Origin of the sequence: Nitrosomonas sp. ANs5 (assembly GCF_050584665.1) — a bacterium.
Taxonomy (GTDB): Bacteria; Pseudomonadota; Gammaproteobacteria; order Burkholderiales; family Nitrosomonadaceae; genus Nitrosomonas.
On sequence record NZ_JBEUDO010000018.1, the window covers coordinates 1 to 22,520 of the forward strand.

27 protein-coding genes are annotated in these 22,520 nt (G+C 49.8%); 11 read left to right on the forward strand and 16 right to left on the reverse strand.

The genetic code is table 11. The annotated features are described in order from the left end of the window. Nucleotides 1–11 precede the first annotated feature (11 nt). From tatC to ABTW62_RS06185, 12 genes are all read right to left on the reverse strand, one after another. On the reverse strand, nucleotides 12–788 hold the full coding sequence (gene tatC, locus ABTW62_RS06130; RefSeq protein ID WP_430903711.1) for a twin-arginine translocase subunit TatC: 777 nt from the start codon (nucleotides 786–788) through the stop codon (nucleotides 12–14). 66 nt (nucleotides 789–854) lie between these two features. Further along, a complete protein-coding gene (gene tatB, locus ABTW62_RS06135; protein ID WP_430903712.1) occupies nucleotides 855–1,274 on the reverse strand; it encodes a Sec-independent protein translocase protein TatB in 420 nt (139 codons plus the stop codon). Nucleotides 1,275–1,400: 126 nt separating this feature from the next. After that, the gene (gene tatA, locus ABTW62_RS06140; RefSeq protein ID WP_430903763.1) at nucleotides 1,401–1,640 is read right to left on the reverse strand and encodes a Sec-independent protein translocase subunit TatA; all 240 of its coding nucleotides are present in this window, start codon (nucleotides 1,638–1,640) and stop codon (nucleotides 1,401–1,403) included. Nucleotides 1,641–1,661: 21 nt separating this feature from the next. After that, on the reverse strand, nucleotides 1,662–2,012 hold the full coding sequence (locus ABTW62_RS06145; protein WP_430903713.1) for a histidine triad nucleotide-binding protein: 351 nt from the start codon (nucleotides 2,010–2,012) through the stop codon (nucleotides 1,662–1,664). Between the two features lie 20 nt (nucleotides 2,013–2,032). Next, nucleotides 2,033–2,359, reverse strand: a complete 327-nt coding sequence (locus tag ABTW62_RS06150) for a phosphoribosyl-ATP diphosphatase (RefSeq protein ID WP_430903714.1) — start codon at nucleotides 2,357–2,359, stop codon at nucleotides 2,033–2,035. Beyond that, on the reverse strand, nucleotides 2,356–2,745 hold the full coding sequence (gene hisI / locus ABTW62_RS06155; protein WP_430903715.1) for a phosphoribosyl-AMP cyclohydrolase: 390 nt from the start codon (nucleotides 2,743–2,745) through the stop codon (nucleotides 2,356–2,358). Before hisI ends, ABTW62_RS06150 begins: the two co-directional genes overlap by 4 nt. 45 nt (nucleotides 2,746–2,790) lie before the next feature. After that, a complete protein-coding gene (hisF, locus tag ABTW62_RS06160) occupies nucleotides 2,791–3,573 on the reverse strand; it encodes an imidazole glycerol phosphate synthase subunit HisF (protein WP_430903716.1) in 783 nt (260 codons plus the stop codon). A gap of 245 nt (nucleotides 3,574–3,818) precedes the next feature. Further along, on the reverse strand, nucleotides 3,819–4,577 hold the full coding sequence (hisA, locus tag ABTW62_RS06165) for a 1-(5-phosphoribosyl)-5-[(5-phosphoribosylamino)methylideneamino]imidazole-4-carboxamide isomerase (protein WP_430903717.1): 759 nt from the start codon (nucleotides 4,575–4,577) through the stop codon (nucleotides 3,819–3,821). Nucleotides 4,578–4,665: 88 nt separating this feature from the next. After that, a complete protein-coding gene (gene hisH, locus ABTW62_RS06170; RefSeq protein WP_430903718.1) occupies nucleotides 4,666–5,304 on the reverse strand; it encodes an imidazole glycerol phosphate synthase subunit HisH in 639 nt (212 codons plus the stop codon). Nucleotides 5,305–5,330: 26 nt separating this feature from the next. After that, a complete protein-coding gene (gene hisB, locus ABTW62_RS06175) occupies nucleotides 5,331–5,918 on the reverse strand; it encodes an imidazoleglycerol-phosphate dehydratase HisB (protein WP_430903719.1) in 588 nt (195 codons plus the stop codon). Between the two features lie 37 nt (nucleotides 5,919–5,955). Then, a complete protein-coding gene (hisC, locus tag ABTW62_RS06180) occupies nucleotides 5,956–7,032 on the reverse strand; it encodes a histidinol-phosphate transaminase (RefSeq protein WP_430903720.1) in 1,077 nt (358 codons plus the stop codon). Nucleotides 7,033–7,073: 41 nt separating this feature from the next. Then, the gene (locus ABTW62_RS06185; RefSeq protein WP_430903721.1) at nucleotides 7,074–7,472 is read right to left on the reverse strand and encodes a hypothetical protein; all 399 of its coding nucleotides are present in this window, start codon (nucleotides 7,470–7,472) and stop codon (nucleotides 7,074–7,076) included. A 270-nt stretch (nucleotides 7,473–7,742) separates the two neighbouring features. Here ABTW62_RS06185 and ABTW62_RS06190 point away from each other — a divergent pair, with 270 nt between their 5' ends. Together ABTW62_RS06190 and ispH are read left to right on the forward strand one after the other, a co-directional pair. Next, complete coding sequence (locus ABTW62_RS06190) at nucleotides 7,743–8,864, forward strand: 3-deoxy-7-phosphoheptulonate synthase (RefSeq protein WP_430903722.1); 1,122 nt, start codon at nucleotides 7,743–7,745, stop codon at nucleotides 8,862–8,864. Nucleotides 8,865–9,042: 178 nt separating this feature from the next. Continuing rightward, entirely contained in the window at nucleotides 9,043–10,017 is a 975-nt protein-coding gene (gene ispH / locus ABTW62_RS06195) for a 4-hydroxy-3-methylbut-2-enyl diphosphate reductase (protein WP_430903723.1), read from the forward strand. A 206-nt stretch (nucleotides 10,018–10,223) separates the two neighbouring features. Here ispH and thiO read toward each other — a convergent pair whose 3' ends face one another. Beyond that, nucleotides 10,224–11,318 carry a glycine oxidase ThiO gene (gene thiO, locus ABTW62_RS06200; RefSeq protein WP_430903725.1) on the reverse strand — a complete coding sequence of 365 codons (1,095 nt, stop codon included), beginning with the start codon at nucleotides 11,316–11,318 and terminating at the stop codon, nucleotides 10,224–10,226. A 172-nt stretch (nucleotides 11,319–11,490) separates the two neighbouring features. Between thiO and aroQ the strand changes: the two genes are divergently transcribed. From aroQ to ABTW62_RS06225, 5 genes are all read left to right on the forward strand, one after another. Beyond that, the gene (aroQ, locus tag ABTW62_RS06205; protein ID WP_430903726.1) at nucleotides 11,491–11,928 is read left to right on the forward strand and encodes a type II 3-dehydroquinate dehydratase; all 438 of its coding nucleotides are present in this window, start codon (nucleotides 11,491–11,493) and stop codon (nucleotides 11,926–11,928) included. 371 nt (nucleotides 11,929–12,299) lie between these two features. Continuing rightward, entirely contained in the window at nucleotides 12,300–12,758 is a 459-nt protein-coding gene (accB, locus tag ABTW62_RS06210; protein ID WP_430903727.1) for an acetyl-CoA carboxylase biotin carboxyl carrier protein, read from the forward strand. A 66-nt stretch (nucleotides 12,759–12,824) separates the two neighbouring features. Next, entirely contained in the window at nucleotides 12,825–14,180 is a 1,356-nt protein-coding gene (gene accC, locus ABTW62_RS06215) for an acetyl-CoA carboxylase biotin carboxylase subunit (protein ID WP_430903728.1), read from the forward strand. 53 nt (nucleotides 14,181–14,233) lie between these two features. Continuing rightward, entirely contained in the window at nucleotides 14,234–15,172 is a 939-nt protein-coding gene (gene prmA / locus ABTW62_RS06220; RefSeq protein ID WP_430903729.1) for a 50S ribosomal protein L11 methyltransferase, read from the forward strand. Continuing rightward, nucleotides 15,169–15,897: a DUF3426 domain-containing protein gene (locus ABTW62_RS06225; RefSeq protein WP_430903730.1), complete on the forward strand. Its 729-nt coding sequence runs from the start codon at nucleotides 15,169–15,171 to the stop codon at nucleotides 15,895–15,897. Before prmA ends, ABTW62_RS06225 begins: the two co-directional genes overlap by 4 nt. 38 nt (nucleotides 15,898–15,935) lie before the next feature. Here the strand turns inward: ABTW62_RS06225 and ABTW62_RS06230 are convergent, their stop codons facing one another. Both ABTW62_RS06230 and tsaE read right to left on the reverse strand, forming a co-directional pair. Continuing rightward, nucleotides 15,936–17,273, reverse strand: coding sequence for an N-acetylmuramoyl-L-alanine amidase (locus ABTW62_RS06230; protein ID WP_430903731.1), 1,338 nt, complete (start codon nucleotides 17,271–17,273; stop codon nucleotides 15,936–15,938). After that, on the reverse strand, nucleotides 17,237–17,743 hold the full coding sequence (gene tsaE / locus ABTW62_RS06235; RefSeq protein ID WP_430903732.1) for a tRNA (adenosine(37)-N6)-threonylcarbamoyltransferase complex ATPase subunit type 1 TsaE: 507 nt from the start codon (nucleotides 17,741–17,743) through the stop codon (nucleotides 17,237–17,239). The genes ABTW62_RS06230 and tsaE overlap by 37 nt, the downstream gene beginning before the upstream one ends. On the opposite strand from tsaE, the gene queG reads away from it, so the two are divergent. Continuing rightward, nucleotides 17,738–18,835: a tRNA epoxyqueuosine(34) reductase QueG gene (queG, locus tag ABTW62_RS06240; protein WP_430903733.1), complete on the forward strand. Its 1,098-nt coding sequence runs from the start codon at nucleotides 17,738–17,740 to the stop codon at nucleotides 18,833–18,835. The genes tsaE and queG overlap by 6 nt on opposite strands. Here queG and ABTW62_RS06245 read toward each other — a convergent pair. Next, nucleotides 18,822–19,520: an SDR family oxidoreductase gene (locus tag ABTW62_RS06245; protein ID WP_430903734.1), complete on the reverse strand. Its 699-nt coding sequence runs from the start codon at nucleotides 19,518–19,520 to the stop codon at nucleotides 18,822–18,824. The genes queG and ABTW62_RS06245 overlap by 14 nt on opposite strands. Nucleotides 19,521–19,855: 335 nt before the next feature. On the opposite strand from ABTW62_RS06245, the gene ABTW62_RS06250 reads away from it, so the two are divergent. The 3 genes from ABTW62_RS06250 (at nucleotide 19,856) to ABTW62_RS06260 (ending at nucleotide 22,512) form a co-directional block, all read left to right on the forward strand. Then, on the forward strand, nucleotides 19,856–20,353 hold the full coding sequence (locus ABTW62_RS06250) for a hypothetical protein (protein WP_430903735.1): 498 nt from the start codon (nucleotides 19,856–19,858) through the stop codon (nucleotides 20,351–20,353). A 131-nt stretch (nucleotides 20,354–20,484) separates the two neighbouring features. Further along, nucleotides 20,485–21,642, forward strand: coding sequence for an N-acetyltransferase (locus ABTW62_RS06255; RefSeq protein WP_430903736.1), 1,158 nt, complete (start codon nucleotides 20,485–20,487; stop codon nucleotides 21,640–21,642). Nucleotides 21,643–21,693: 51 nt separating this feature from the next. Further along, nucleotides 21,694–22,512, forward strand: coding sequence for a nucleotidyltransferase family protein (locus ABTW62_RS06260; protein ID WP_430903737.1), 819 nt, complete (start codon nucleotides 21,694–21,696; stop codon nucleotides 22,510–22,512). Nucleotides 22,513–22,520 lie beyond the last annotated feature (8 nt).

Here is a 22,520-nt window from a genome sequence, read left to right on the forward strand (position 1 = left end):
GCAACCATACACTATTTCTTTTCTTCAGAATCACTTCTTGCGTCGTCAATAACCGATGGTGCGGCTGCCTGTTCGGATTGTCTGACTGAAAAAGCTGCTAGCAGAATGCCTAACTCATAAAGTAAATACAAGGGAACTGCAAGCAGAAACTGGGAGATGACATCGGGCGGGGTGAAGATAGCGCCAATCACAAACGCACCCACCAGAACATAATGGCGAATGGCTTTCATTTTGGCAATCGAAACGATTCCGGTTCTGATCAGCACGACCACAAAAACAGGTACTTCGAATGTAATGCCAAAAGCCAGAAACATGGCTAAGACAAACCCTAGATATTCGCCGATATCTGTCATCACTGCCACCCCTTCGGGCGCAAAGTAGATGATGAATTCGAATACAAGCGGTAAGACAGCGAAGTAGGCAAAAGCCATACCGATGAAAAATAGTATGCTGCTTGCCATGACTAACGGCAGAAACAAACGTTTTTCATGCGCATAGAGCCCGGGTGCCACAAAGGCCCAGACTTGATAAAGTGTATGCGGCAGGGTGACAAGAAATGCAGCCATCATGGCCACTTTCATTGGAATGAAGAAGGGTGTGGCGACAGCGGTTGCAATCATTTGTCCGCCTTGCGGAAGTTTCTCCAGCAATGGATGCGCCAGGATACTATATAACTCTCGTGCAAAGAAAGCGCATGGCAGAAAGCCGAGCAATAAAACCGAGAAGACCCTGATCAGCCGGGTACGTAACTCGACCAGATGCGAAATAAAAGTATTGTCATCATTCATCTGTCTCAGCTCACTTGTGTTTTGGGTGGATGAATTTCAAATTGTCATGCTACGCGTGGCTGGCAGCTAGTTTTTATCTGGATGATTGTTGTGGGCGGGTGCGGTTTGGGATTGGCGAGGCTCGGGTTGGGCAGAGTGCGCCCGGTCGGGTGCTTGGGGGGGAGCGTCCTTTCCGTCTGCTGAAGCTGGAGAGTCCTGATCTGCCGCTGGCGACTGAAGATCTGTGGCTTGGCGTATTTGACGCATTTCCTTGTGTACCGAGCTTTCAAATGTATTGACAGTGTCCTGTACGGAATCCTTGAATTTTCTCAGCTGATCCAGCTCCATTTCTTCGCGCAAATCATGCTTGATATTTTCTATATAGCGTCGGGCACGCCCCAGCAGATGTCCTAGCGTACGTGCAACCATGGGTAGCCGCTCAGGCCCAATCACGATCAGGGCCACGATCGATATGATCATGAGTTCAGCAAAGCTGATATCAAACATTTTTTAGCGCAAGTAGCTTCCGGAGTAGCAGTTTTCGGGTGAGCGAGTCATTCCATGCATTTTCTATCAAAATAGACAATAGACAATTGCTGAAAATTTGCATGGCTGACGACGAATGGGCCAGTATTATATTTTAGTCTGATCTTTGTCCTTGATTTCGTTATCAATATCTATCTTGTGACTTGTGATTTGCTGGGAGGGGGGAGGGGGGGAGGGCGTTTCGTCGTCTACCCCTTTCATGCCTTCCTTGAAGCCTTTGACCGCATTGCCAAGATCGCTGCCCAGATTGCGCAGTTTCTTAGTGCCGAATACCAATACCACAATGGCCAACACAACCAGCCAGTGCCAAATGCTAAATGTTCCCATCATTTACTCCTTGGAAAAGGATTAATCGTAACGAATCATGGCAGGCAGGCGATTTTTCCCGCCGATGATGTGAATGTGAAGATGGGGGACTTCCTGTCCACCGATACGCCCATTATTGATAATAGCGCGAAACCCATCTTGACACCCTTGCGCTGCCGCTAAGCGAGGCGCCAGCCACATCATTTTTCCGAGTAACTGCTGGTGAGTACTATCGGTTTCACTCAAAGATTCGATATGTTGTTTTGGTATCAGCAGAAAATGTACTGGTGCAACCGGATGAATGTCGAGAAAAGCGAGCGTATCTTCATCTTCGTGTATTTTACTGGCGGGGATTTCCCCTCGCACGATTTTGCAGAATATACAATCTTCCATGATTATCAATATATCAATAGCTAGTGGGTTGATCGAGATCGCTTCTCTTCAATACCAGAGACGCCTTCTCTGCGCTCAAGTTCCAGCAATACATCTTCAGGTGTCAGTCCATGATGCGTTAGCATCACCAAACAATGAAACCATAAGTCGGCTGTTTCATAGATGATCTGACTTTTATTGTTATCTTTGGAAGCCATGATGGTTTCGGCGGCTTCTTCGGCAATCTTTTTCAGGATTTTATCCTGACCGCTCGCAAGCAGTTTAGCTACATAGGAGTCCGCAGGGTCCGCGTTTTTGCGAGTTTCAATGGTCTCTGCTAGTCGGCGTAGTATGGTTGATGTTGTCATTTGTTATAAATTTGCGCGGGATTCTTAATGACGGGGGTCGTCACGACCCATTGACCGTCCACCAGTTTTTTGAAAAAACAACTTTCTCTTCCCGTATGGCAAGCAATGCCTCCCGTTTGTTCCACGCTCAGCAGAAGCACATCTTCATCGCAATCGAGATAGATAGCCTTGATTTTTTGTATGTGCCCGGATTCTTCCCCTTTGTGCCAGAGCTTTTTTCTGGAGCGGGACCAGTAGATCGCCTCACCCTGTTCGACCGTTTTTGTTAGGGATTCATGGTTCATCCAGGCGACCATGAGCACTTTACCGGTGCCTTCTTCTTGAGCAATCGCGGGAATTAACCCATCTGCTGACCAGTTCACCTTGCTGAGCCAGTCATCTGTCATGGATGCCCCTCCTCATTTATGGAATCTTAACAGTTTTAGTTGAAATTAATATGACAGACGTACTTCAATTCCGTGCTGTGCCAGATATTGTTTGGCTTGCTGGATGGTGTGCTGCCCGTAATGAAAGATGCTTGCAGCCAGTACGGCGTCGGCGTGGCCTTGTTGAATACCCTCTACCAAATGATCCAGATTGCCAACACCGCCACTGGCTATGACGGGTAAATCTATGGCATCGGAGATGGCGCGGGTCAGTGCGAGATCAAACCCCGAGCAGGTTCCGTCCCGATCCATGCTGGTGAGTAGAATTTCGCCCGCACCCAGTTGTTGCATTTTTTTTGCCCAGTCAACCGCATCTAAGCCAGTCGGTTTGCGTCCGCCATGAGTAAATACCTCCCAGTGTGCTGATGTAGGCGATGCGCTGGCAATCTGCTTGGCATCGATGGCGATGACGATGCATTGGGAGCCATAGCGGCAGGCAGCTTCTTCCACCAATGCAGGGTTCATTACGGCAGATGTATTGATGCTGACTTTATCGGCGCCTGCATTCAATAATCTGCGGACATCCTCGACCTTGCGAACGCCGCCTCCCACTGTTAACGGAATGAAGACTTGGGCGGCCACTTCTTCAACGATATGCAAAATCAGATCGCGATTATCCGAGCTGGCAGTAATATCGAGGAAAACAAGCTCGTCTGCGCCTTGTTCATTGTAGCTGCGAGCAATCTCGACGGGGTCGCCCGCATCCCGGAGTGAAACGAAATTGACACCTTTGACAACACGCCCATTATTGACATCCAGGCAAGGAATGATACGTTTGGCTAATCCCATGAAAAACAGTCGCCTAAAAAAACAGCAGTAAGGAGGAAGATAGAGATGATGAAAGGTTTTTTAAAAACAACCGATGCAAGCACTAGGAGGCTGTCCGAGAATAGCGATCGTAGCGAGGGCGAGGCTGGTTGAGCGGGATTTTACGATCATTTGAGGCGAATAGTCGTTCTATTTAACGAAAAGGCTCGTAAAATCCGGCCAATCAGGCTCGTCCGCAGTAGATCAGTCTATTCTCGGACAGCCTCCTAGGCATGCATATTTGCTTGCGTACTTAATTGATCTGCCAGAGACTGTGCTTCTTTGAGATCAAGCGAACCCTGGTAAATGGCACGTCCGGTAATGGCGCCTGTGATGCCCTCAGATTCCACTTCACACAGTTTCCTGATGTCTTCCAAATTGGTTACCCCGCCACTCGCGATGACGGGTACAGTCAGAGCCTTTGCCAACTCCACTGTTGCTTCAATATTGAGGCCCGTTAGCATGCCATCGCGACCGATGTCGGTGTGTATGATCGCTTCCACGCCATAATCCTGAAATTTTTTGGCCAGATCGATGACGTCATGGCCTGTTACTTTGGACCAGCCATCCACAGCAACTTTTCCATCCTTGGCATCGAGTCCGACCATGATCTGGCCGGGAAATGCATAGCAGGCATCGTGCAGAAACCCGGGTATTTTGATAGCGGCTGTCCCAATGATGACATAACTGATTCCGCTGTCCAGATAATGTTCGATCGTTTCCAGATCACGTATTCCACCACCTAGTTGAATTGGGATCTTGCCATCGACAACCTCGACGATCGCGCGAATGGCTGCACCGTTCTTGGGCTTGCCTGCAAACGCACCATTCAGATCGACCAAGTGCAACTGGCGGGCGCCGTTATCCAGCCAATGCTGGGCAACCTTGTCAGGTGACTCAGAAAAAATTGTGGCGTCTTCCATGACACCTTGTTTCAGGCGAACACAGTGTCCATCTTTCAGATCTATAGCAGGAATAATCAGCATATAAATTAAACAGGATTGATGATTGAGCTTGAAATGATTGCAAAGAAAAAACTAAGCATAGAGGATATGAAACGACTGTATAGCCGTTTTATGGCATCCATTGCGTAAAATTACGTAATAAAGTTAATCCGGCAAGATTGCTTTTTTCCGGATGAAATTGCACTGCGAAAATATTGTCTTTTGCAATGGCGCAGGTAAACGGCGTCGGGTAACAAGTAGTGCCGGCTATGATCTCTTGCTCACTTGCAACGACAAAGTAGCTGTGGACGAAATAGAACCTTGCATCATCGGCGATCTCGTGCCACAGCGGATGGTCGGCGGCTTGATGCACCTGATTCCAGCCCATATGGGGAACTTTAAGCTTTTGTACGCCAGTGTCTGCTGTGGTATCAAATCTGAATTTCCGTACATGGCCGGGCAGCATGCCCAATCCTTGGGCATCACCTTCTTCGCTTACCTCAAACAGCATTTGCAATCCCAGGCAGATACCGAGAAAAGGTTTGTTTTCGGCCGCGTCAAGAATCGCTTGCCGCAATCCATGATCGGCCAATGCTTGCATGCAATGCGGCATGGCGCCCTGGCCAGGCACAACGATGCGGGATGCCTGTCTGATGATTGCTGGATCACTGGTGACCGTGACGGTTGCCGAGGGGGCCACATATTCTAATGCTTTGGACACTGACCGGAGGTTGCCCATTCCATAATCAACGATCGCAATTGTATTCATGATTGAGGCAAAATTATTGGATTCTTCTACAGCGATCCTTTGGTGGATGGAATGATATCGGGGCAGCGAGAATCCATTGCAATAGCCATGCGCAGGGCGCGGCCGAAGGCCTTGAAAATAGTTTCCGCCTGGTGGTGTGCATTCTTTCCTGCCAGGTTATCAATATGCAAGGTCATCATGGCATGATTGACCAGGCCTTGAAAAAATTCATGGACCAGTTCAACATCAAAAGCCCCGATATGGCTGCGTGTGAATTTGGCATTCAATTGCAAACCCGGCCGGCCCGACAGATCAATGACTACTCTGGACAGGGCTTCATCGAGCGGGACATAGGCGTGCCCATAGCGGAAAACGCCTTTTTTGTCGCCAACGGCTCGAGCAAGGGCCTGGCCCATTGTAATGCCAATATCTTCCACCGTGTGATGCGCATCGATATGCAAATCACCGGTAGCATGGATTGACAGGTCGAGCATGCCATGACGGGCAATTTGATCCAACATATGATCAAGGAAGGGTACGCCGCTATGCAATTCTGCTTTGCCGCAACCATCTAGATTAATTTTTACCTGAACCTGGGTTTCTTGCGTATTACGAATAACTTGGGCTTCGCGCATAACAGTTTGGGAGACTAGATAAGGCAATTTATGAGAGTTAATTATGATTGATTAAATCATGTAGCGTTTTGCAGAAAAGAGCATTTTCATCATGTGTGCCAACCGTTACACGCAAGCAATTCTTTAATAAGGGGTGGCTGTTGTCAAGATTCTTTATCAGAATACCCTTTTGTTTGAGGGATTCAAATATCTGGCTGGCGTTATCGATACGGAACAGAATGAAATTGGCATCGGAAGGAAAAACTTCAATGCCATTCATTGCAGCAAGATTTGCGCTTAACCGTGTTCGCGCCTGCTTGATCGTTTCTGCTTGCTGTTCGAGTATATCGTAATGTTGCATGACCTTGGTCGCAACAAGCTGGGTAATGACGCCAATATTATAGGGTAGGCGCAGTTTCTCCAGATGAGATAACCACTCTCTTCTGCCAGCGAGCAGACCGAGCCTGAGCCCGGCTAATCCCAGTTTGGAGAGTGTGCGCATGATTAACAGATTGGGATGATCGGCTAATTTTTCCAGGAGACTTTTACCTGCGAAAGGATGGTATGCCTCATCCACCACGACCAAACCAGGGGAGGCTTTGATGATCGCTTCCAATGCATCGGCATCAAATAGATTGCCGCTGGGATTGTTAGGATAGGCCAGAAAGATGACAGCGGGCTGTTCGCGTCGAATGGCAGCAAGGATTGCATCCAGATCCAGCGAAAAGTCGGATTTTAACGGAATGCCTAGATATTCCATGTTTGCAAATAGTGAAATCATTTTGAACATGGCGAAACCAGGTTCTACTGTCAGCAACTTCGCACCGGGCTTGGTTGTGGCCAGCAAAATGATTTGTATGATTTCATCCGATCCATTTCCTAACAGGATATCCATCCCGGGCGGGATGGATAGCGCTGTGCGTAAAGTATCCTTGAGCGCAATGGCAAATGGATCGGGATAGCGGTTGATATGCGCATCTGCCACGATTCGGGTAATTTCCTCGCGCAGGGAATCCGGAAGCAGGTAGGGGTTTTCCATCGCGTCGAGCTTGGTCATGCCCTTGGCAGGCGGGACATGGTAAGCCGAAAGTCCAAGCACTTCTGGACGAATGATCTTTTCAGGTAAGGAGGGCATGTCGGGGAGGAGCTAAAAATTATCTTGCGCGTGACAGGCGCTCAGGAGAGGCCGTTTTCGTCTTGGCGGTTGTCTTCCTTGTCCCTCCAATTCAGGTAAAGGAGTGCAGCCGTGATGATGCCGACGGGTAAGATAACGTAAAAACCCAGTGCATCCATCGCGCTTTCGTCATGACCGGAAGGCGGTGTGCTGTTAATAATTTTGTAGCCATGGAATGCCGCGACCAGTACGACGCCTGTTAATCCCGTCCAGCGACGATTTAACAGTTCGTGTTTTGCCAATAAGTTAAATCCATGCGCGGAATAGTGGCCAATAAAATAGATAACAGTGTAGAAGATGAGTGCGCCCACAGGATATCGTTTTGTAAAATCTACAGTTATATTGAGTCGCGCGCCATCCATTGTCGCGCAAAGTCGAAAAGTATACAGCTTAACAGTCATTTATGAAACTTTGTATGGCTGCCTAATGCGAACTGCCTGAAATTGTTGGTGCTTCAGGCGAAAAATTTATGGCGACATGGGGTGTATGAGCCAGGCGAATCTCAATCTGGATAGATAAAATTATCGATTAATGGAGAGTGTAAGTGCATGAATTAGCTTATGTAAATAGCAGACTCAACTCGTGAGTGACGTTATGGGTGAATTTCAGTTAGAATCGATTCATTCATTTGTAATGACCGCTTTGGTAATTCTGACCTGGTTAGACATTTCATGATTCTCGTATTGAAATCCAATACTTCGGAAGAGAGCCCGGAGTACAAACAGCTCTGTGCATATTTGGCAAATCTGCCGAGTATTAGCACGCGTGTGCATACAGAGGTTGGGGCTGAGCAGACCTTGACCGAGGTGTATTTGATCGGCAATACCAAGGCGTTGCTGGTTGAAGACATGCTCGGTTTGCCATGTGTGGATCGTGTCGTGCGAATATCTGAGGAATACCGGGTGCTTGGCCGACATCAAAATGATGACCGGCCAGCTTTCTTTGACTATAACGGTGTGCGTTTCGGGCAGGATGCGTTAAACATATTTGCCGGGCTCTGTGCGGTGGATACGATCGAGAACGTGGAAACCATGATGAAGACGCTGCATGCCCACAAGTTGGTTTGTACGCGCATGGGCGCCTACAAACCGAGGACCAGTCCCTATGCATTTCAGGGGCATGGCAAGGCGTGCCTGCCCTATGTTTTTGACTTGGCAGGGAAATATGATATCAGGGTAATCGCGATGGAAATCACGCATGAATCCCATATCGAGCAAATTCGCGAGGCACTATTTCATACCGGCAGTCCTACCGGTGTCATGCTGCAGATCGGTACACGCAATATTCAAAATTTCGAGCTCATGAAAATTGCCGGCCGCCAGCAGGATTTTCCAGTATTGGTCAAGCGCGGCTCTGGCATTACGCTGGATGAGTCCCTCAATGCTGCCGAGTACCTTGCATCCGAAGGCAACAGAAAAGTGGTGTTTGGTTTACGTGGAATGAGAACCAATCTGGGCGATCCTCATCGGAATCTGGTTGATTTTGCGCATGTGCCGGTGGTCAAGCGTCTGACACGCATGCCGGTATGCATTGATCCCTCGCATGCGGTGGGAACCAGGGTGGATTCAGCTGATGGCCTGTCAGATATCATGCATGTAACGGCCCAGGGTATTATTGCAGGTGCCAATATGGTGCTCGTGGATTTTCATCCTGCTCCCAGCAAGGCGCTGGTAGATGGCCCTCAATCCATGCTGATCAGGGAGTTGCCGCATTTCCTTGAAGATATTCATATTGCACGCCAGGCCTATGAAAAAAGGGTGGCGCTGGCAGCGCGATATCAAGTCGCGCGATAAAGTTTTTTTCTTCATGGCATGCTGAACTGATCTAAAAACATAATCTATCTGTTTTTCATGGTTGTGAGCAGCGCTAACCTCCTGGCTGAAGCAGGCTCGGCACCCTTCCTGAAGGAAAACTATTGATTCTCATGAGATTAATTTATAATGACTATAAAATATATGGAGAAATAGACCAATGATCAAGGTGTTGCTTGCAAATCCAAGAGGGTTTTGTGCGGGGGTCGACCGTGCCATTGAAATAGTTGAGCGTGCGCTAGCCATGCATGGTGCGCCAATTTATGTGCGGCATGAGGTGGTGCACAATCGCTTCGTGGTAGAGGATCTCGAGAAAAAAGGGGCAGTATTCGTTGAAAATCTGGAGTCGGTGCCAGAGGGAAGTATGCTCATTTTCAGCGCGCATGGCGTGTCGCACGCGGTGAGGAAAGAGGCCGCCGCACGCAAGCTGCAAGTGTTTGATGCCACCTGCCCGTTGGTGACCAAGGTTCATGTCGAAGTGGCCAAAATGGGAAGAGAGGGTAAGGAAATCATCATGATCGGCCATCTTGGCCATCCGGAAGTGGAAGGAACCATGGGCCAGATCGACAAGAACAAAGGCGCCATGTATCTTGTGGAGACGGAAGAGGATGTCGCCAAGCTGCAGGTCAAGGACGAAAACAATCTGACCTATGTGACGCAGACAACATTATCCGTGGATGATGCCGCACGCGTTATCGATGCTTTAAAACAACGCTTTCCGAATATTATTGGGCCCAAAAAAGATGATATTTGCTACGCCACGCAGAATCGTCAGGATGCTGTCAAGAAGATGGTCAATCACTGTGATTTGGTCATCGTCGTGGGTTCTCCGAACAGCTCAAATTCGAATCGATTATGTGAAGTAGCAAGAAATGCCAACGTTGAAGCCCATATGGTAGACCGTGCTTCACAGTTGCAGGAGAGCTGGCTTACCGGCAAGCGTTGTATTGGCATCACCGCCGGGGCATCCGCGCCGGAAATACTGGTACGGCAGGTGCTAGAGCGGCTCGAGCAAATAGCGGCAGGACATACCGATCAAGGTGTCATCGTGCAAGAGTTGAGTGGGGTGGTCGAGTCTGTGACATTCCCGCTACCCAAGGCAGAGCCTTTGAATATGGATAAATATGTCAGTTAAGTGGTTGTGAACGACAGCCTGACGAATAGCTGAGATTGGACGTCTAGGAGGCTGTCCGAGAATAGACTGATCTACTGCGGACGAGCCTGATTGGCCGGATTTTTCGATCCTTTTCGTTAAATAGCACGACTATTCGCCTCAAATGATCGAAAAATCCAACCCAACCAGCCTCGCCCTCGCTACGATCGCTATTTTCGGACAGCCTCCTAGCCGTTAGGCTGACCCTGATTCTCGCTTGGGAATGCTTCATCATGAGCATTCCATCCCTGCTGATAAGGCAAGGTGGAGAAGGGTTGTGCTCTTCCCAGAATTTCGTTGAGTAGGATTTCACTGCTGCCTGGCGCCATCGTGACGCCGTAGCGGAAGTGGCCGCTATTGATAAAGAGATTGCTCAGGTGTGGATGTGCGCCGATGCTCGGCACATTGTTATCTGTCGCTGGCCTGAGACCTGACCAGTGTTTGAGCAATGGCATGGTGTCCAGATCTGGGAGCAGGTTTCTGGCCCATGCCGACAGCTTTTCTTTCGCGGCAAGGGTGGTTTGCTTGTTGAATCCGACATCTTCGGTCGTGCTGCCGATGAGTACATGGCCGTCCCGCCTGGGGATGAGATACGTATCATTCTGTAATACGATTGATAGAATGGGTGGCGCGGGAAACTTGTATAAAAGCATTTGTCCGCGAATAGGCTTGATTTTGAGATTCAGTGCAAATTCTCCAAGCACCTGTCTGCTCCAGGCGCCGGCCGTCAGAATATAGTGCGAGGCAGATAGTTGACCTTGAGATGTCCAGAGTGCGGTGATGCGTCGATTGGTTACGCGAAGTTGCTCGACCTCGCAGTGCTCGAGGATGGTGCCGTTGAGTTGCTTTACCCGTTCGTGCAGGGCCTGCAACAGGCGAGGATTGCGAACCTGGGCGACCTGGGTGAGCAATAATGCCTGCTGGGCCGGCTGCAGTATGAAGGGTACAGAATAGGCTGAACACCAATCAGTGGCTACGGCCAGATCATATGGAGGCAAGACCAGTAGGCCGCACGTATGGTATTCAGGGTCGATGCCGGTAGCGGCGCTCAGTGCAGTTACCCATTCAGGGTAGCGTGCCATGCTGTACATGGCCAGACGGGTCACGGTCTCCGGATAGTTCCACGGACAAAGTGGCGACAAAATACCCCCGCCTGCCCATGATGCCTCACTTCCAACGCTGGTGCGTTCCAGGAGTGTGACCGAAGCTCCTTCTTCAAGCAGTCGGGTGGCCATGGAAAGCCCAATTATTCCTGCGCCGATTATTATAAAATCATCTTTCAAGCTGATCCTTAATTACATTTCGTGCATGAATACATGCGCTTAAAACGCTGATGGGTCAACCATGCAATGGATCTGGGTTGGTCATCTTGCGTTAACTTCTGAGAAAATCCATAAAAAACTGTACAATATTACGAGAACAAGACATAATCTTTGAAAGCGAGCGGATGACGCGATGATTGCAAATATCTTGATTATTCATGGCCCCAATTTGAACCTTCTGGGAATGCGGGAACCTGCCATATATGGGCAAACAACACTGGAAGATATTAACAGGAATTTGATCAGAACAGCACAGGCGGCTGATGTGAAAATAAGCACCTTCCAGAGTAATGCCGAATATCAACTGATAGATCGCGTACAAGAGGCGATGCGTGACGAAACAGAATTTATCATCATTAATCCTGCTGGCTTAACACACACAAGTGTGGCGCTGCGTGATGCGCTGGCCGCTACGAAATTGCCTTTCATAGAAGTCCACCTTTCCAATATCTATGCGCGTGAAGCCTTTCGTCGTGCATCTTACTTCTCGGATATTGCTGTGGGCGTCATTAGCGGTCTGGGAGCGGAGGGTTATGCGCTTGCTTTGCAATATGCGTTGGCCGGGAAGTGAGCCGCTTGGCTGGCAGACTCGTTAATTGTCTGAAAAATAGTATCAAGCGCTACTTTTTATCGATAATTGACCAAAGCCCTAGGAGGCTGTCCGAGAATAGCGATCGTAGCGAGGGCGCGGCTGGTTGAGTTGGATTTTTCGATCATTTGAGGCGAATAGTCGTTCTATTTAACGAAAAGGATCGAAAAATCCGGCCAATCAGGCTCGTCCGCAGTAGATCAGTCTATTCTCGGAAGCCTCCTAGGACCGATTCTATCAATTAATTGTTTGGAATATGGGCAGGTCTGGCGACTGGACAACAGAATGGGAAAACAACAAGCCTCGATAGTCATTGAGGTTATGCGTGGACGGGATATTCCCGGGAGGAAAAGATGGATCTAAGAAAACTCAAGAAATTAATCGAACTAGTAGAAGAATATAATATTACCGAATTAGAAATTACTGAGGGCGAAGAAAAAGTTCGTATCAGTAAATCTGTGACACTGATGCAGTCAGCTTCTGCCGTTGTCCCGCAATACAGTTCTGCTGTGACGGAACGCCCGGCAGCTGCATCTGATAATGAGGCTGATGTTTCCGGCAGTTCTGCCTTGCCTGAGGGGCATGTTGTCAAATCTCCCATGGTTGGTACTTTCTATCGCGCTTCCGCACCCGGTGCCAAACCATTTGTCGAGATCGGGCAGTTTGTCAAAACGGGAGAGACTTTATGTATTATCGAGGCCATGAAGCTGCTCAACGAAATCGAGGCAGATCGTGATGGCAAAATTAAAGCCATTCTGCCCGAAAATGGCCAGCCAGTTGAATATGGCGAACCCTTGTTTGTCATTGAATAAACAACCACATCGTTACCTCCCGGCTTTTAAGCCATTCATTCAAGCCAGATTTCCAACGCTTTGACTATGTTTGAAAAATTACTGATCGCGAATCGCGGTGAAATCGCGTTGCGCATCCAGCGGGCATGCCGTGCCATGGGCATCAAAACCGTAGCTGTTTACTCCGAGGCCGATGCAGAAGCCAAATATGTCAAACTGGCTGACGAATCAGTTTGCATTGGTCCGGCAGCTTCCGCCCAGAGCTATCTGAATATTCCGGCCATCATTAGTGCGGCTGAAGTTACCGATGCTGAAGCCATCCATCCTGGTTATGGTTTTCTGTCCGAAAATGCAGATTTTGCTGAAAGGGTGGAAAAAAGTGGCTTTTTCTTTATTGGACCACGTCCGGAGACCATCCGTCTGATGGGGGATAAAGTCAGTGCCAAACACGCTATGCGGCAGGCAGGCGTGCCATGTGTGCCCGGCTCGGACGGTGCCTTGCCCGAGTCTCTGGATGAAGTGAAACGGATTGTGAAAGGTATTGGTTATCCAGTGATTATCAAGGCCGCCGGCGGTGGGGGCGGACGTGGCATGCGCGTGGTGCATACTGAGGCGGCGCTTTCCAACGCGGTGATTACCACACGCAACGAAGCGCAGGCAGCATTTGGAAATCCAATGGTCTATGCCGAAAAGTATCTGGAGAACCCTCGACATATCGAGTTTCAGGTGCTGGCCGACGAATACGGCAATGTGGTGCATTTGGGTGAGCGGGACTGCTCTATGCAACGTCGTCACCAGAAAATTATTGAGGAGGCCCCGGCGCGGGGGATTCCACCGCGGTTACGCGACAAGATCGGTGAACGTTGTGCAGAAGCCTGCAGCCGCATCAATTATCGCGGGGTCGGCACGTTTGAGTTTCTCTACGAAAACAATGAGTTTTATTTCATCGAGATGAATACCCGTTTACAGGTTGAACATCCGGTGACAGAGGCTGTGACAGGGGTAGATCTGGTACAGGCGCAAATCCGCGTGGCCGCGGGAGAGAAATTATCTTTGCGGCAAAAAGATATCATTTTCAAGGGGCACGCCATTGAATGCCGGATCAATGCCGAAGAACCTTATAAATTGACACCCTCGGCAGGACGTATCACGCAATACCACGCGCCAGGGGGGCCGGGGATACGGGTCGACTCACATATCTATCATAATTATCGGGTGCCGCCGTATTATGATTCCATGATCGGCAAGATCATTGCCTATGGTGATGATCGGGAGCTCGCCATCGCACGGATGCGTATCGCTTTATCGGAAATGATCATCGAGGGGATCAAAACCAACATTCCCCTGCATCTTGATCTGTTATCAGATAGTAATTTTCTGTGTGATGCCGTTTCCATTCATTATCTTGAAAACAAACTTGCATTGTATAACAAGAAAAATTAGTTAATGCAGGGCGGCGGAATGACTGGCATATATTCACCACGCATAGATCGGTTATGTCCTGGTTGTCACTGACTTTTAGGATCGAGTCTGTCCATGTCGATCTCGTAAGCGATCGATTGTTGGCGCTGGGTGCGCTGTCGGTCGACGTGCATGATGCGGGTGAGGGAACCGATCAAGAGCAGCCATTATTTGGCGAACCTGGTGCGCCTCCAATGAAAGTCTGGGAGCAGGCGGAAATGACTGCTTTGCTGGAAGAAAATTGCGATATCAGTGCAATCATGCAGGCAGTGGTGGAAGTGGCTGAGTTAGCTGTCCAGCCGCCATACAATTTGACTCCGGTCAAGGAACAAGACTGGGTGAGATTGACCCAATCGCAATTTGAGCCCATTCAGGTTTCGCAGCGATTATGGGTCGTACCCTCGTGGCACGAGTTGCCTGATCCGGCTGCAATCAACTTGCGCTTGGATCCCGGCCTGGCTTTCGGCACCGGCAGCCATCCCACGACCAGACTATGTCTGGCCTGGCTGGATGCCAACTTGCAAGCAGGGGAGAAGGTGCTGGATTATGGTTGCGGTTCGGGAATTCTGGCGATTGCGGCACTCAAGCTGGGCGCGGGCGAGGTTATTGGTATAGATATCGATCCTAATGCCATAGCGGCCAGTCTGGCTAATGCCCGAATGAATAATTGTGATCCAGACAGGCTCCTGTTTAGTACCGAATTTTCGCTGTCAGGCGATAGCGAGGCGGATGCCGGGCAGTTTCCCATTACCGTTGTTGTCGCCAATATTCTGGCAAATCCCCTCATCGTATTGGCGCCCATATTGACGCATGCTTTGCAGCCTGGTGGCCGCATTGCGCTGTCGGGTATATTGGAAGCGCAAGCCGATGAAGTGTTACAAGCCTATGCGCCCTGGTTCAGTATGCAAATCAGTGCAAGCGAGCAAGGCTGGGTATTATTAACAGGCAAGAAGCGGGCAGTTTGTCCGGCATGACACTGGTCGCACGCTGTCCTGGCTGTCAATCGGTATACCGTTTGACGGTCGCACAATTGCAGGCACTCGACGGTGAAGTATGTTGCGGACAGTGCACCCGGCAATTTAATGGTTTCCATTCGCTTGTAGTGGTGCCAGAAGCGCTGGTTTCGCCTGACGCACGATCAAGCGAGATGAATTCGGACCCGCCGGGTCCGGCTGTTGCGAGTCAGGATGCTTTTGAGCTGTTTGAACGGAAACAGACAGGTAAGGTTTCCCGTTCCTGGCCGCTGGCCAATCTGCTTTTATCGCTATTGCTGCTGGGACAATTGATGCATGGATTTCGTACCGAGATTGCCATAAGCCTGCCCGCTACGCGTCCACTGCTTGAAAATTATTGTGCGTTAATAAGATGCCAGATCGATTTTCCACGCCACCTAGCATTGTTGAGTCTGGAATCATCTGATTTACGTGTGAATCCTTCCTATCGCCCGGAAGTGGTGATACTGCAGGCAGTTATCCGTAACCATGCCCCGTTTCCCCAGGCATTTCCAGCGCTGTTGCTGACGTTGACCGATAAAGATGAGCAACCACTGGCGAGTCGTGTGCTGACGGCAAAGGACTATCTTGATCCAGGTACTGGCGATATGGGGTTTGCGGCAGAGAGTGAAATTGTCATTCAGCACTTCCTCGATACCGGAACACTTAACGCTATGGGATACCGGCTGGAATTGTTTTATCCGTAAAAAAAGTATCTCATTCTGAAATAGCGGGTTGAGAACGCCTATCTTTTGTCAGCGAGATCCGTGCGTGTTTGCCAGGATTTGTTGGCGAAGTGGCGCTTAAGCCCTGTATGAATTGCATCTGCCAATTTGTTCTGATAAGCATCGCTGCCGAGTCTGGCTTCTTCGGTTTGATTGCTTATGAAGGCAGTTTCAACCAGGATAGATGGAATGTCGGGAGATTTGAGCACGGCGAAACCAGCCTGTTCGACGTTCTTTTTATGCAGGTGATTGATCGCCCCGATCTCGTTCAATACGCTGCTGGCGAGTCGGATGCTGTCATTAATGGTGGCGTTCATCGATAAATCAATTAGCGTCTGTTTCAAATACCGGTCTTTGTCGTCTAGCTTGATCCCACCGATCAGGTCAGCCTCATTTTCTCTTTTTGCTAGCCAGCTGGCGGTTGTGGAGGTTGCGCCATGCTCAGAGAGTGCGTAGACAGACGAGCCATGTGCTTCTTTGCGGGGCGCAGCGTCGGCATGAATGGATACGAATAGATCTGCGTTTGCTTGCCTTGCCTTGTGGCGGCGGGCGGCGAGCGACAAGAAGTGGTCTCCATCCCGGGTGAGGATGGCACGCATATTTGGCTCTTTGTCCAGTCTGGTTTTGAGTTTCTTGGCTATGGATAGCGTCACATCTTTTTCCATGGTGCCTCTTGAACCGATTGCACCGGGATCCTTGCCGCCATGGCCAGCATCGATTGCAACGATGATGGTTTTTTGCCTGCCAGGTTTGCGGCGAGTGGCTGTCAGGATAAGATTTGGCGCCTGGCTATCTTTTGCTGTTGCTGCCGTGGCTTGGTCATGGCCTTGTAGCAACGCCATGAGCGGGTCGGGCTGGTGGTCATGCGAATGATGAGCCGATTCGGATGGATGCATGTCGAGCACCAGACGATGCGCGAACCGGTCCATGGGCGCCAGCAGAAAAGCTTTTGGCACGACATCGGTTTTTAGCTCCATAACGAGCCTGACGATGTTGGGGGTGAAGCGGCCTACGCGCAAGGTGCTGACCAGGGGATCACGCGATTTGAGCTTGGAGGACAAGCTTTCCAGCACCTCGGGGAGCGAAACATTCTCCATGTCCATGACTACTCTTTTGGGAGAGTCGAGTATGCTGAGGGTGTACTTGATCGGCGCACTTGATTCGAGTGTGAGCCGGGTGCGTTCGGGACCGGCCCAGTAACGGGCTGCCTTGATTTGCGTGTTGGCTGCAAGATCCTTGCTCGATAGAACCAGCAACAGTAGTGAAATGAGCAGCAGAAATAAAATCTGGCATACGGGAAGAAGGGCGCGATCGAGTCGGTTCAGCGAAGTCTCAGGCTTTGCCAGTGTGCTAAGCATTGTTTTCCTGCCTCCGTTTCTGCATCAATTTTAACGATTCTTCCGGTTCCGGAATATGTGAGGGTTATTTTTAGATCAGCCGTACGCAAAACATCTGCAGCTTTTTCTGGCCATTCGATCAGGCAAATTGAAGCTTGATTGAAATATTCTCTGAAGCCCGCTTCCTCCCATTCTGCCGGATCATTCAGTCTATAAAAATCAAAGTGATACAAGTATAACCTAGAAAATTTATAGATTTCAACCAAATTATAGGTCGGGCTTCTTACTTTCCCCTGATGACCGAATCCACGCAGAATGCCTCGTGCCAGCGTGGTTTTGCCTGCGCCCAGTTCGCCGTACAGAAAGATGGTAAGGCCAGGATGTAGAATGGTTGCCAGTTGTTCGCCCAACAGCAGCGTCGCTGCTTCATCGGCTAGGTGCACTGTGCATGATGCGCTGGCAGTACTTCCGGTATGATGATTGTTATGCAAAACATAAACCCTGTTGATAAAGATAAAGACAAAGACTGGCGTTGGTTATCGGAGCAAATAAAGCTCTGGGGCCGGCAGCTTGGATTCCAGGAGATACGCATCAGCGATGCGCACGCTGATATGGCAGCTGTCGAAGCCGGGTTATCCGAATGGCTGGAGAGCCAGTTTCACGGTGAGATGGATTATATGGCAAAACATGGGACAAAACGTACTCGGCCGTCAGAACTAGTGCCTGGCGCGTTGCGAATCATCTCCGTGCGCATGAATAACAAGCCAGCCAATGTGAAAGATAGTTGGGATGTGCTGCAGGACGGGAGCCGTGCATTCATTTCTCGTTATGCCCTGGGTCGTGATTATCATAAAGTATTGCGCGCACGACTTCAAAAATTGGCGGAAAAAATAACCGAACAAGTCGGGGAATTCGGCTATCGTGCGTTCAGCGACAGCGCGCCGGTCATGGAAGTGGAGTGGGCCAGCCGGTCCGGTCTCGGATGGCGCGGTAAGCATACTTTGTTATTGAGCCGTGATGCTGGGTCGTTTTTCTTTCTGGGCGAACTCTATACTGATTTGCCATTAACAGTGGATGATTCGGTCGCGAGCTATTGCGGCAGCTGCACGCGCTGCCTGGATATCTGTCCCACCCAGGCGATAGTCGCACCTTACCGCTTGGATGCGCGGCGCTGTATTTCCTATTTGACTATCGAGCTGAAAGGCAGCATCCCGGAAGACTTACGCGCATTGATTGGTAATCGCGTATACGGTTGTGATGATTGTCAGCTGGTCTGCCCGTGGAATAAATTTTCTCAATTTACTCAGGAAGCGGATTTTGCTGTACGTCACGGGCTGGATAATGTTTCAATGATTGAATTATTCGCCTGGGACAAGGAAACATTTGAGGCCAGGCTTGCTGGCAGTCCCATCAGGCGGATAGGCTATGAGCAATGGTTGCGCAATCTGGCCGTGGGCCTGGGCAATGCACCCTCATCGCCCGCAGTGATCGAGGCGCTGCAGGCGCGGCGGCATGATCCCTCTCCATTGGTGCGCGAACATGTGGAATGGGCGCTTGACCAGCACAGACTTACCAAGGAATAGCTTGTCCATCGTAAGCGAAGAATTTGCCTGAATCGGCCTGGGTGATTTGGCTCAACACCTTTCTCATGCCGGTAACGCTTTGTTCAGCTGAGATCAAGGCGCCTGACCCACCCATATCAGTCTGCACCCAGCCAGGATGTAACAATACCGATACAATCCTGCGAGGCTGCAAATCAATTGCGAGGCTTTTGGCAATCATGTTGACCGCCGCTTTGCTTGACCGGTAAATATAGCTGCCCCCACGCTGATTATCGGCAATACTGCCCATTTTGCTGGTCAGAATCGCGATGGTTTTCAATCGACTGCGGCTGATTTGTTCAACAAAAGCCTCGGCCATTTTTAATGGCGCGAGTGTATTGACCTTGAATGCTTCCAGCCAGTCACTGTAGTCGATATGGCCCAATTCACCGTGCGAAGCAGGGGGATAGGTGCCGGCATTGTTTATCAGCAGATCAATGGCGGTCTCGCTGAGTTTTTTTGATAACTGTTCGATTTGGTCCAGCGCTTTTACGTCAAGTTGAAAAACAAGAAAGCTTGTTCTGTATTGATCAGCCAGTTGCTTGAGTTCTGTTGCACGCTCAGGCTGGCGGCAGCATGCGATGACCTGCCAACCATCTTGTGCATATTGCGTGGCAAATTCAAGCCCGATACCGCGATTGGCGCCTGTTATCAAGACAGTATTCATTGATTGCTCCGTTTGTAAAAGCTGCAGTGATTGAAGTTCTTGGTTACCCTGTCAGTGTTTATAAGGCAGACCATGAGGCATGCCAGACTGACGGTCAGTTTTTGTTCAAGAATATGACATAATTTTATTTGTTATCAAGTTCTGGCAGCGGAAAGTTTTCTGGGTTGCCGATGATGCACTTGGATCGCTGTGTCGGGCTGATTGCAATCAAGAGCGGGTAGGCATTGCTACGGATACCGACCTGTGGCAATATCGAACTGCTTGATTAGCGGACGTGCAAATGGTCAATTTGCACGTTGTTCACTTTGCTGCTTTGCTGGAAGGACGAAAAGATTTTGGAAAATATTATTGAGCAAATAACACTTTATTTTCGGGAAGTGCCGGATTGGCCTCTGACATTACTCGGTTTTGTCATAGTGGTCGCTTTGGTGGTCGAAATCGTCAATCGCAGACGCCGGGCAGATGCCGTTGAGTACTATGATTCGGTTTTTCTGGAAGAATTGACTGGTTTGTATCCGATTGCTACACGCTGGCCGGATGATTTCGTCGCCTTTATGCAACCTCGTTTGCCCATCATGCGCGATGCCTTCGATAACCTGCGAGGCTTCATCCCGCAAGATCAATTGCGTGATTACAATATCGTGTGGAATAAATTTTATGAATTATCCCGTACAGGCGGGCTTGAGGAAGCTGATAGTCATCAAGAATCTCCCCAGGGCACGATCACAGAGGAGGCGCAGCAACAGTTGTTGCAACAGCAACGTCAGCAACAGCAGCTGATATTTCAACAGCTGGTGTCCGATCTTTTGGCCTATACCAAACAATTCAAATAATAAGGTGTTTGCCTGCCAAGCAGCATAATGCGGATTGCTGGGCATGCCTGGTTGAGGAGAGAACGGGGCTGTGAGATCGCATCCTGCGCTATTTTTTCGGGCCTGCGCAAGCAGAACTGCTTTCTCAAAGCATGACATTTCGACCAATTCAGCAAACAGGGGATTCGATTTGTATTCGCCCGGTCTCATCTTTCCGTGATACCGGTACCTTTGTCGAGGTGCCGTGGCATGTATATGCGGCAGATCCTCACTGGGTGCCTCCCCTGCGTTTAGAAAGACGGCTGCATTTTTCCAGATTCAATCCCTATTTCAAGCATGCGCAATGGCAAGCCTGGATTGCCTATCAAAATGACCAGCCTGTTGGCCGGATCAGTGCTCAAATCGATAGATTACATCACCAGTACCACGGCCCAGATACTGGACACTTTGGCCTGCTGGAATGCATCGATGACGAACAGGTCTTTGTTGGATTGATGCAAGCAGCCGAGAACTGGTTGTCCGCACGAGGGACTAAACGTGTGAGTGGGCCTTTCAATTTTTCCATCAATCAAGAGTGCGGCATATTGGTGGAGGGCTTCGAGACACCACCGGTTTTCATGATGCCTCATTCCCCCAGGTGGTATATGCGCTTGTTGGAACAATATGGTTATCGGCCGAGCAAAGATTTGTTGGCCTACTGGATTGAGGCCGATTTCGAAACACCTCGTCTGATGCGGACCATGGCACAAAAATACCGCGATCGAATTCAGGTCAGAACCCTGCATCGGGACAGGTTTGGCGATGAAATCGAACTCTTGCGCGATATTTTTAATGATGCCTGGTCTGAGAACTGGGGGTTCGTGCCATTTACCAAGGATGAATTTGCTGAACTGGGTAATGCGTTGCGCTGGCTGGTTCCAGATGAATTTATCCAGATTGCAGAGGTGGACGGCGTGCCCGCAGCATTTATGGCGGTATTGCCCAATTTGAATGAAATACTGCCCGGCCTGAATGGCAAATTGTTTCCTTTTGGCTGGCTGCAACTTGTCAAACAATTAAAATCCCATTCGATTCCGACCGCGCGCGTGCCATTGATGGGCGTGCGCAAGCGGTTTCATAACACCCCACTTGGCATGATGCTGGCTTTCTCGGTTATTGATGCTCCCAGACAGGTAGGTTTGGCACGCGGTATTCGGGGTGTCGAGCTGTCCTGGATACTCGAGGATAATCAGCCCATGCGTGCTATTTTAGAAAAAATCGGCAGCAGAGCGTACAAACGCTACCGTATATATGAGAAAACATTGGCGTAAACAGGCGGATTGGTGATTTCTAGCAAAAAAATAAAATGTTTGTGATCCGTGATGAGCAATAAGGCACAGTATGTCGCTGTCGTTCTGGCAGCAGACCGGGCTGGGTACGATCCGGTAGCCGAGCATGCAGGCACGGCCTGCAAGGCTTTTGCCCCTATTTGCGGCAGACCGATGATCTTGCGTGTGCTCGATGCTCTGGCAGGATGCGCGCGCATACAAACCACTCTGTTATGTGGTCCGCCCGCAGCATTGTTGCCCGAATGCCGCGAGTTAGCAGAGCGGATCGAGGATGGGCGAGTGGGCTGGATCGAAAACCTGAATTCACCCAGTCTCAGTGCCGCCCAGGGCATTGCGCAAATAGATCCGAATGCGCGCATTCTTTTGACGACAGCCGATCATGCGCTGCTCACGCCTGAAATTGTCGAGTATTTCTTGCAGGCTTCCAGCGAATTGGCGTGTGATGCGACAGTCGGCGTGATACGGCACGAAACCATAGTAAGCAAGTTTCCCGGCAACAAGCGAACCGTAGTCCGTTTGAGCGATGGAAATTTCTGCGGGTGCAATTTATTTACCTTCAATCCACATGGCCGCAACCTGGTCGCCTTCTGGCAACAAGCAGAAGCCTTCCGTAAACGTCCCTGGCGGTTGGTTGGGCAAATACTGGGCTGGCAAGCGGTATGGGCCTATTTGCTTGGAAATTTGACACTCAGCCGGGCTCTGGAGAGTATTTCCAACAAAACAAATGTCCGGTTACAGCCAGTCATTTTGCCTTTCCCCGAGGCAGGCATTGATGTGGACAAGGCCAATGACTTGGCACTTGTGGAAGCACTGCTTACTCAACCCGTTTCATCATCTCGCGCTCTGCCATAGAGTGCATT

Excerpts from the sequence above, each read along its gene's own strand:
- tatC (WP_430903711.1), bottom strand. The coding sequence starts at position 788 with ATGAATGATGACAATACTTTTATTTCGCATCTGGTCGAGTTACGTACC.
- tatB (WP_430903712.1), bottom strand. The coding sequence starts at position 1,274 with ATGTTTGATATCAGCTTTGCTGAACTCATGATCATATCGATCGTGGCC.
- tatA (WP_430903763.1), bottom strand. The coding sequence starts at position 1,640 with ATGGGAACATTTAGCATTTGGCACTGGCTGGTTGTGTTGGCCATTGTG.
- ABTW62_RS06145 (WP_430903713.1), bottom strand. The coding sequence starts at position 2,012 with ATGGAAGATTGTATATTCTGCAAAATCGTGCGAGGGGAAATCCCCGCC.
- ABTW62_RS06150 (WP_430903714.1), bottom strand. The coding sequence starts at position 2,359 with ATGACAACATCAACCATACTACGCCGACTAGCAGAGACCATTGAAACT.
- hisI (WP_430903715.1), bottom strand. The coding sequence starts at position 2,745 with ATGACAGATGACTGGCTCAGCAAGGTGAACTGGTCAGCAGATGGGTTA.
- hisF (WP_430903716.1), bottom strand. The coding sequence starts at position 3,573 with ATGGGATTAGCCAAACGTATCATTCCTTGCCTGGATGTCAATAATGGG.
- hisA (WP_430903717.1), bottom strand. The coding sequence starts at position 4,577 with ATGCTGATTATTCCTGCTATAGATCTGAAAGATGGACACTGTGTTCGC.
- hisH (WP_430903718.1), bottom strand. The coding sequence starts at position 5,304 with ATGAATACAATTGCGATCGTTGATTATGGAATGGGCAACCTCCGGTCA.
- hisB (WP_430903719.1), bottom strand. The coding sequence starts at position 5,918 with ATGCGCGAAGCCCAAGTTATTCGTAATACGCAAGAAACCCAGGTTCAG.
- hisC (WP_430903720.1), bottom strand. The coding sequence starts at position 7,032 with ATGCCCTCCTTACCTGAAAAGATCATTCGTCCAGAAGTGCTTGGACTT.
- ABTW62_RS06185 (WP_430903721.1), bottom strand. The coding sequence starts at position 7,472 with ATGACTGTTAAGCTGTATACTTTTCGACTTTGCGCGACAATGGATGGC.
- ABTW62_RS06190 (WP_430903722.1), top strand. The coding sequence starts at position 7,743 with ATGATTCTCGTATTGAAATCCAATACTTCGGAAGAGAGCCCGGAGTAC.
- ispH (WP_430903723.1), top strand. The coding sequence starts at position 9,043 with ATGATCAAGGTGTTGCTTGCAAATCCAAGAGGGTTTTGTGCGGGGGTC.
- aroQ (WP_430903726.1), top strand. The coding sequence starts at position 11,491 with ATGATTGCAAATATCTTGATTATTCATGGCCCCAATTTGAACCTTCTG.
- accB (WP_430903727.1), top strand. The coding sequence starts at position 12,300 with ATGGATCTAAGAAAACTCAAGAAATTAATCGAACTAGTAGAAGAATAT.
- accC (WP_430903728.1), top strand. The coding sequence starts at position 12,825 with ATGTTTGAAAAATTACTGATCGCGAATCGCGGTGAAATCGCGTTGCGC.
- prmA (WP_430903729.1), top strand. The coding sequence starts at position 14,234 with ATGTCCTGGTTGTCACTGACTTTTAGGATCGAGTCTGTCCATGTCGAT.
- ABTW62_RS06225 (WP_430903730.1), top strand. The coding sequence starts at position 15,169 with ATGACACTGGTCGCACGCTGTCCTGGCTGTCAATCGGTATACCGTTTG.
- ABTW62_RS06230 (WP_430903731.1), bottom strand. The coding sequence starts at position 17,273 with ATGCTTAGCACACTGGCAAAGCCTGAGACTTCGCTGAACCGACTCGAT.
- queG (WP_430903733.1), top strand. The coding sequence starts at position 17,738 with ATGCAAAACATAAACCCTGTTGATAAAGATAAAGACAAAGACTGGCGT.
- ABTW62_RS06245 (WP_430903734.1), bottom strand. The coding sequence starts at position 19,520 with ATGAATACTGTCTTGATAACAGGCGCCAATCGCGGTATCGGGCTTGAA.
- ABTW62_RS06255 (WP_430903736.1), top strand. The coding sequence starts at position 20,485 with ATGACATTTCGACCAATTCAGCAAACAGGGGATTCGATTTGTATTCGC.
- ABTW62_RS06260 (WP_430903737.1), top strand. The coding sequence starts at position 21,694 with ATGAGCAATAAGGCACAGTATGTCGCTGTCGTTCTGGCAGCAGACCGG.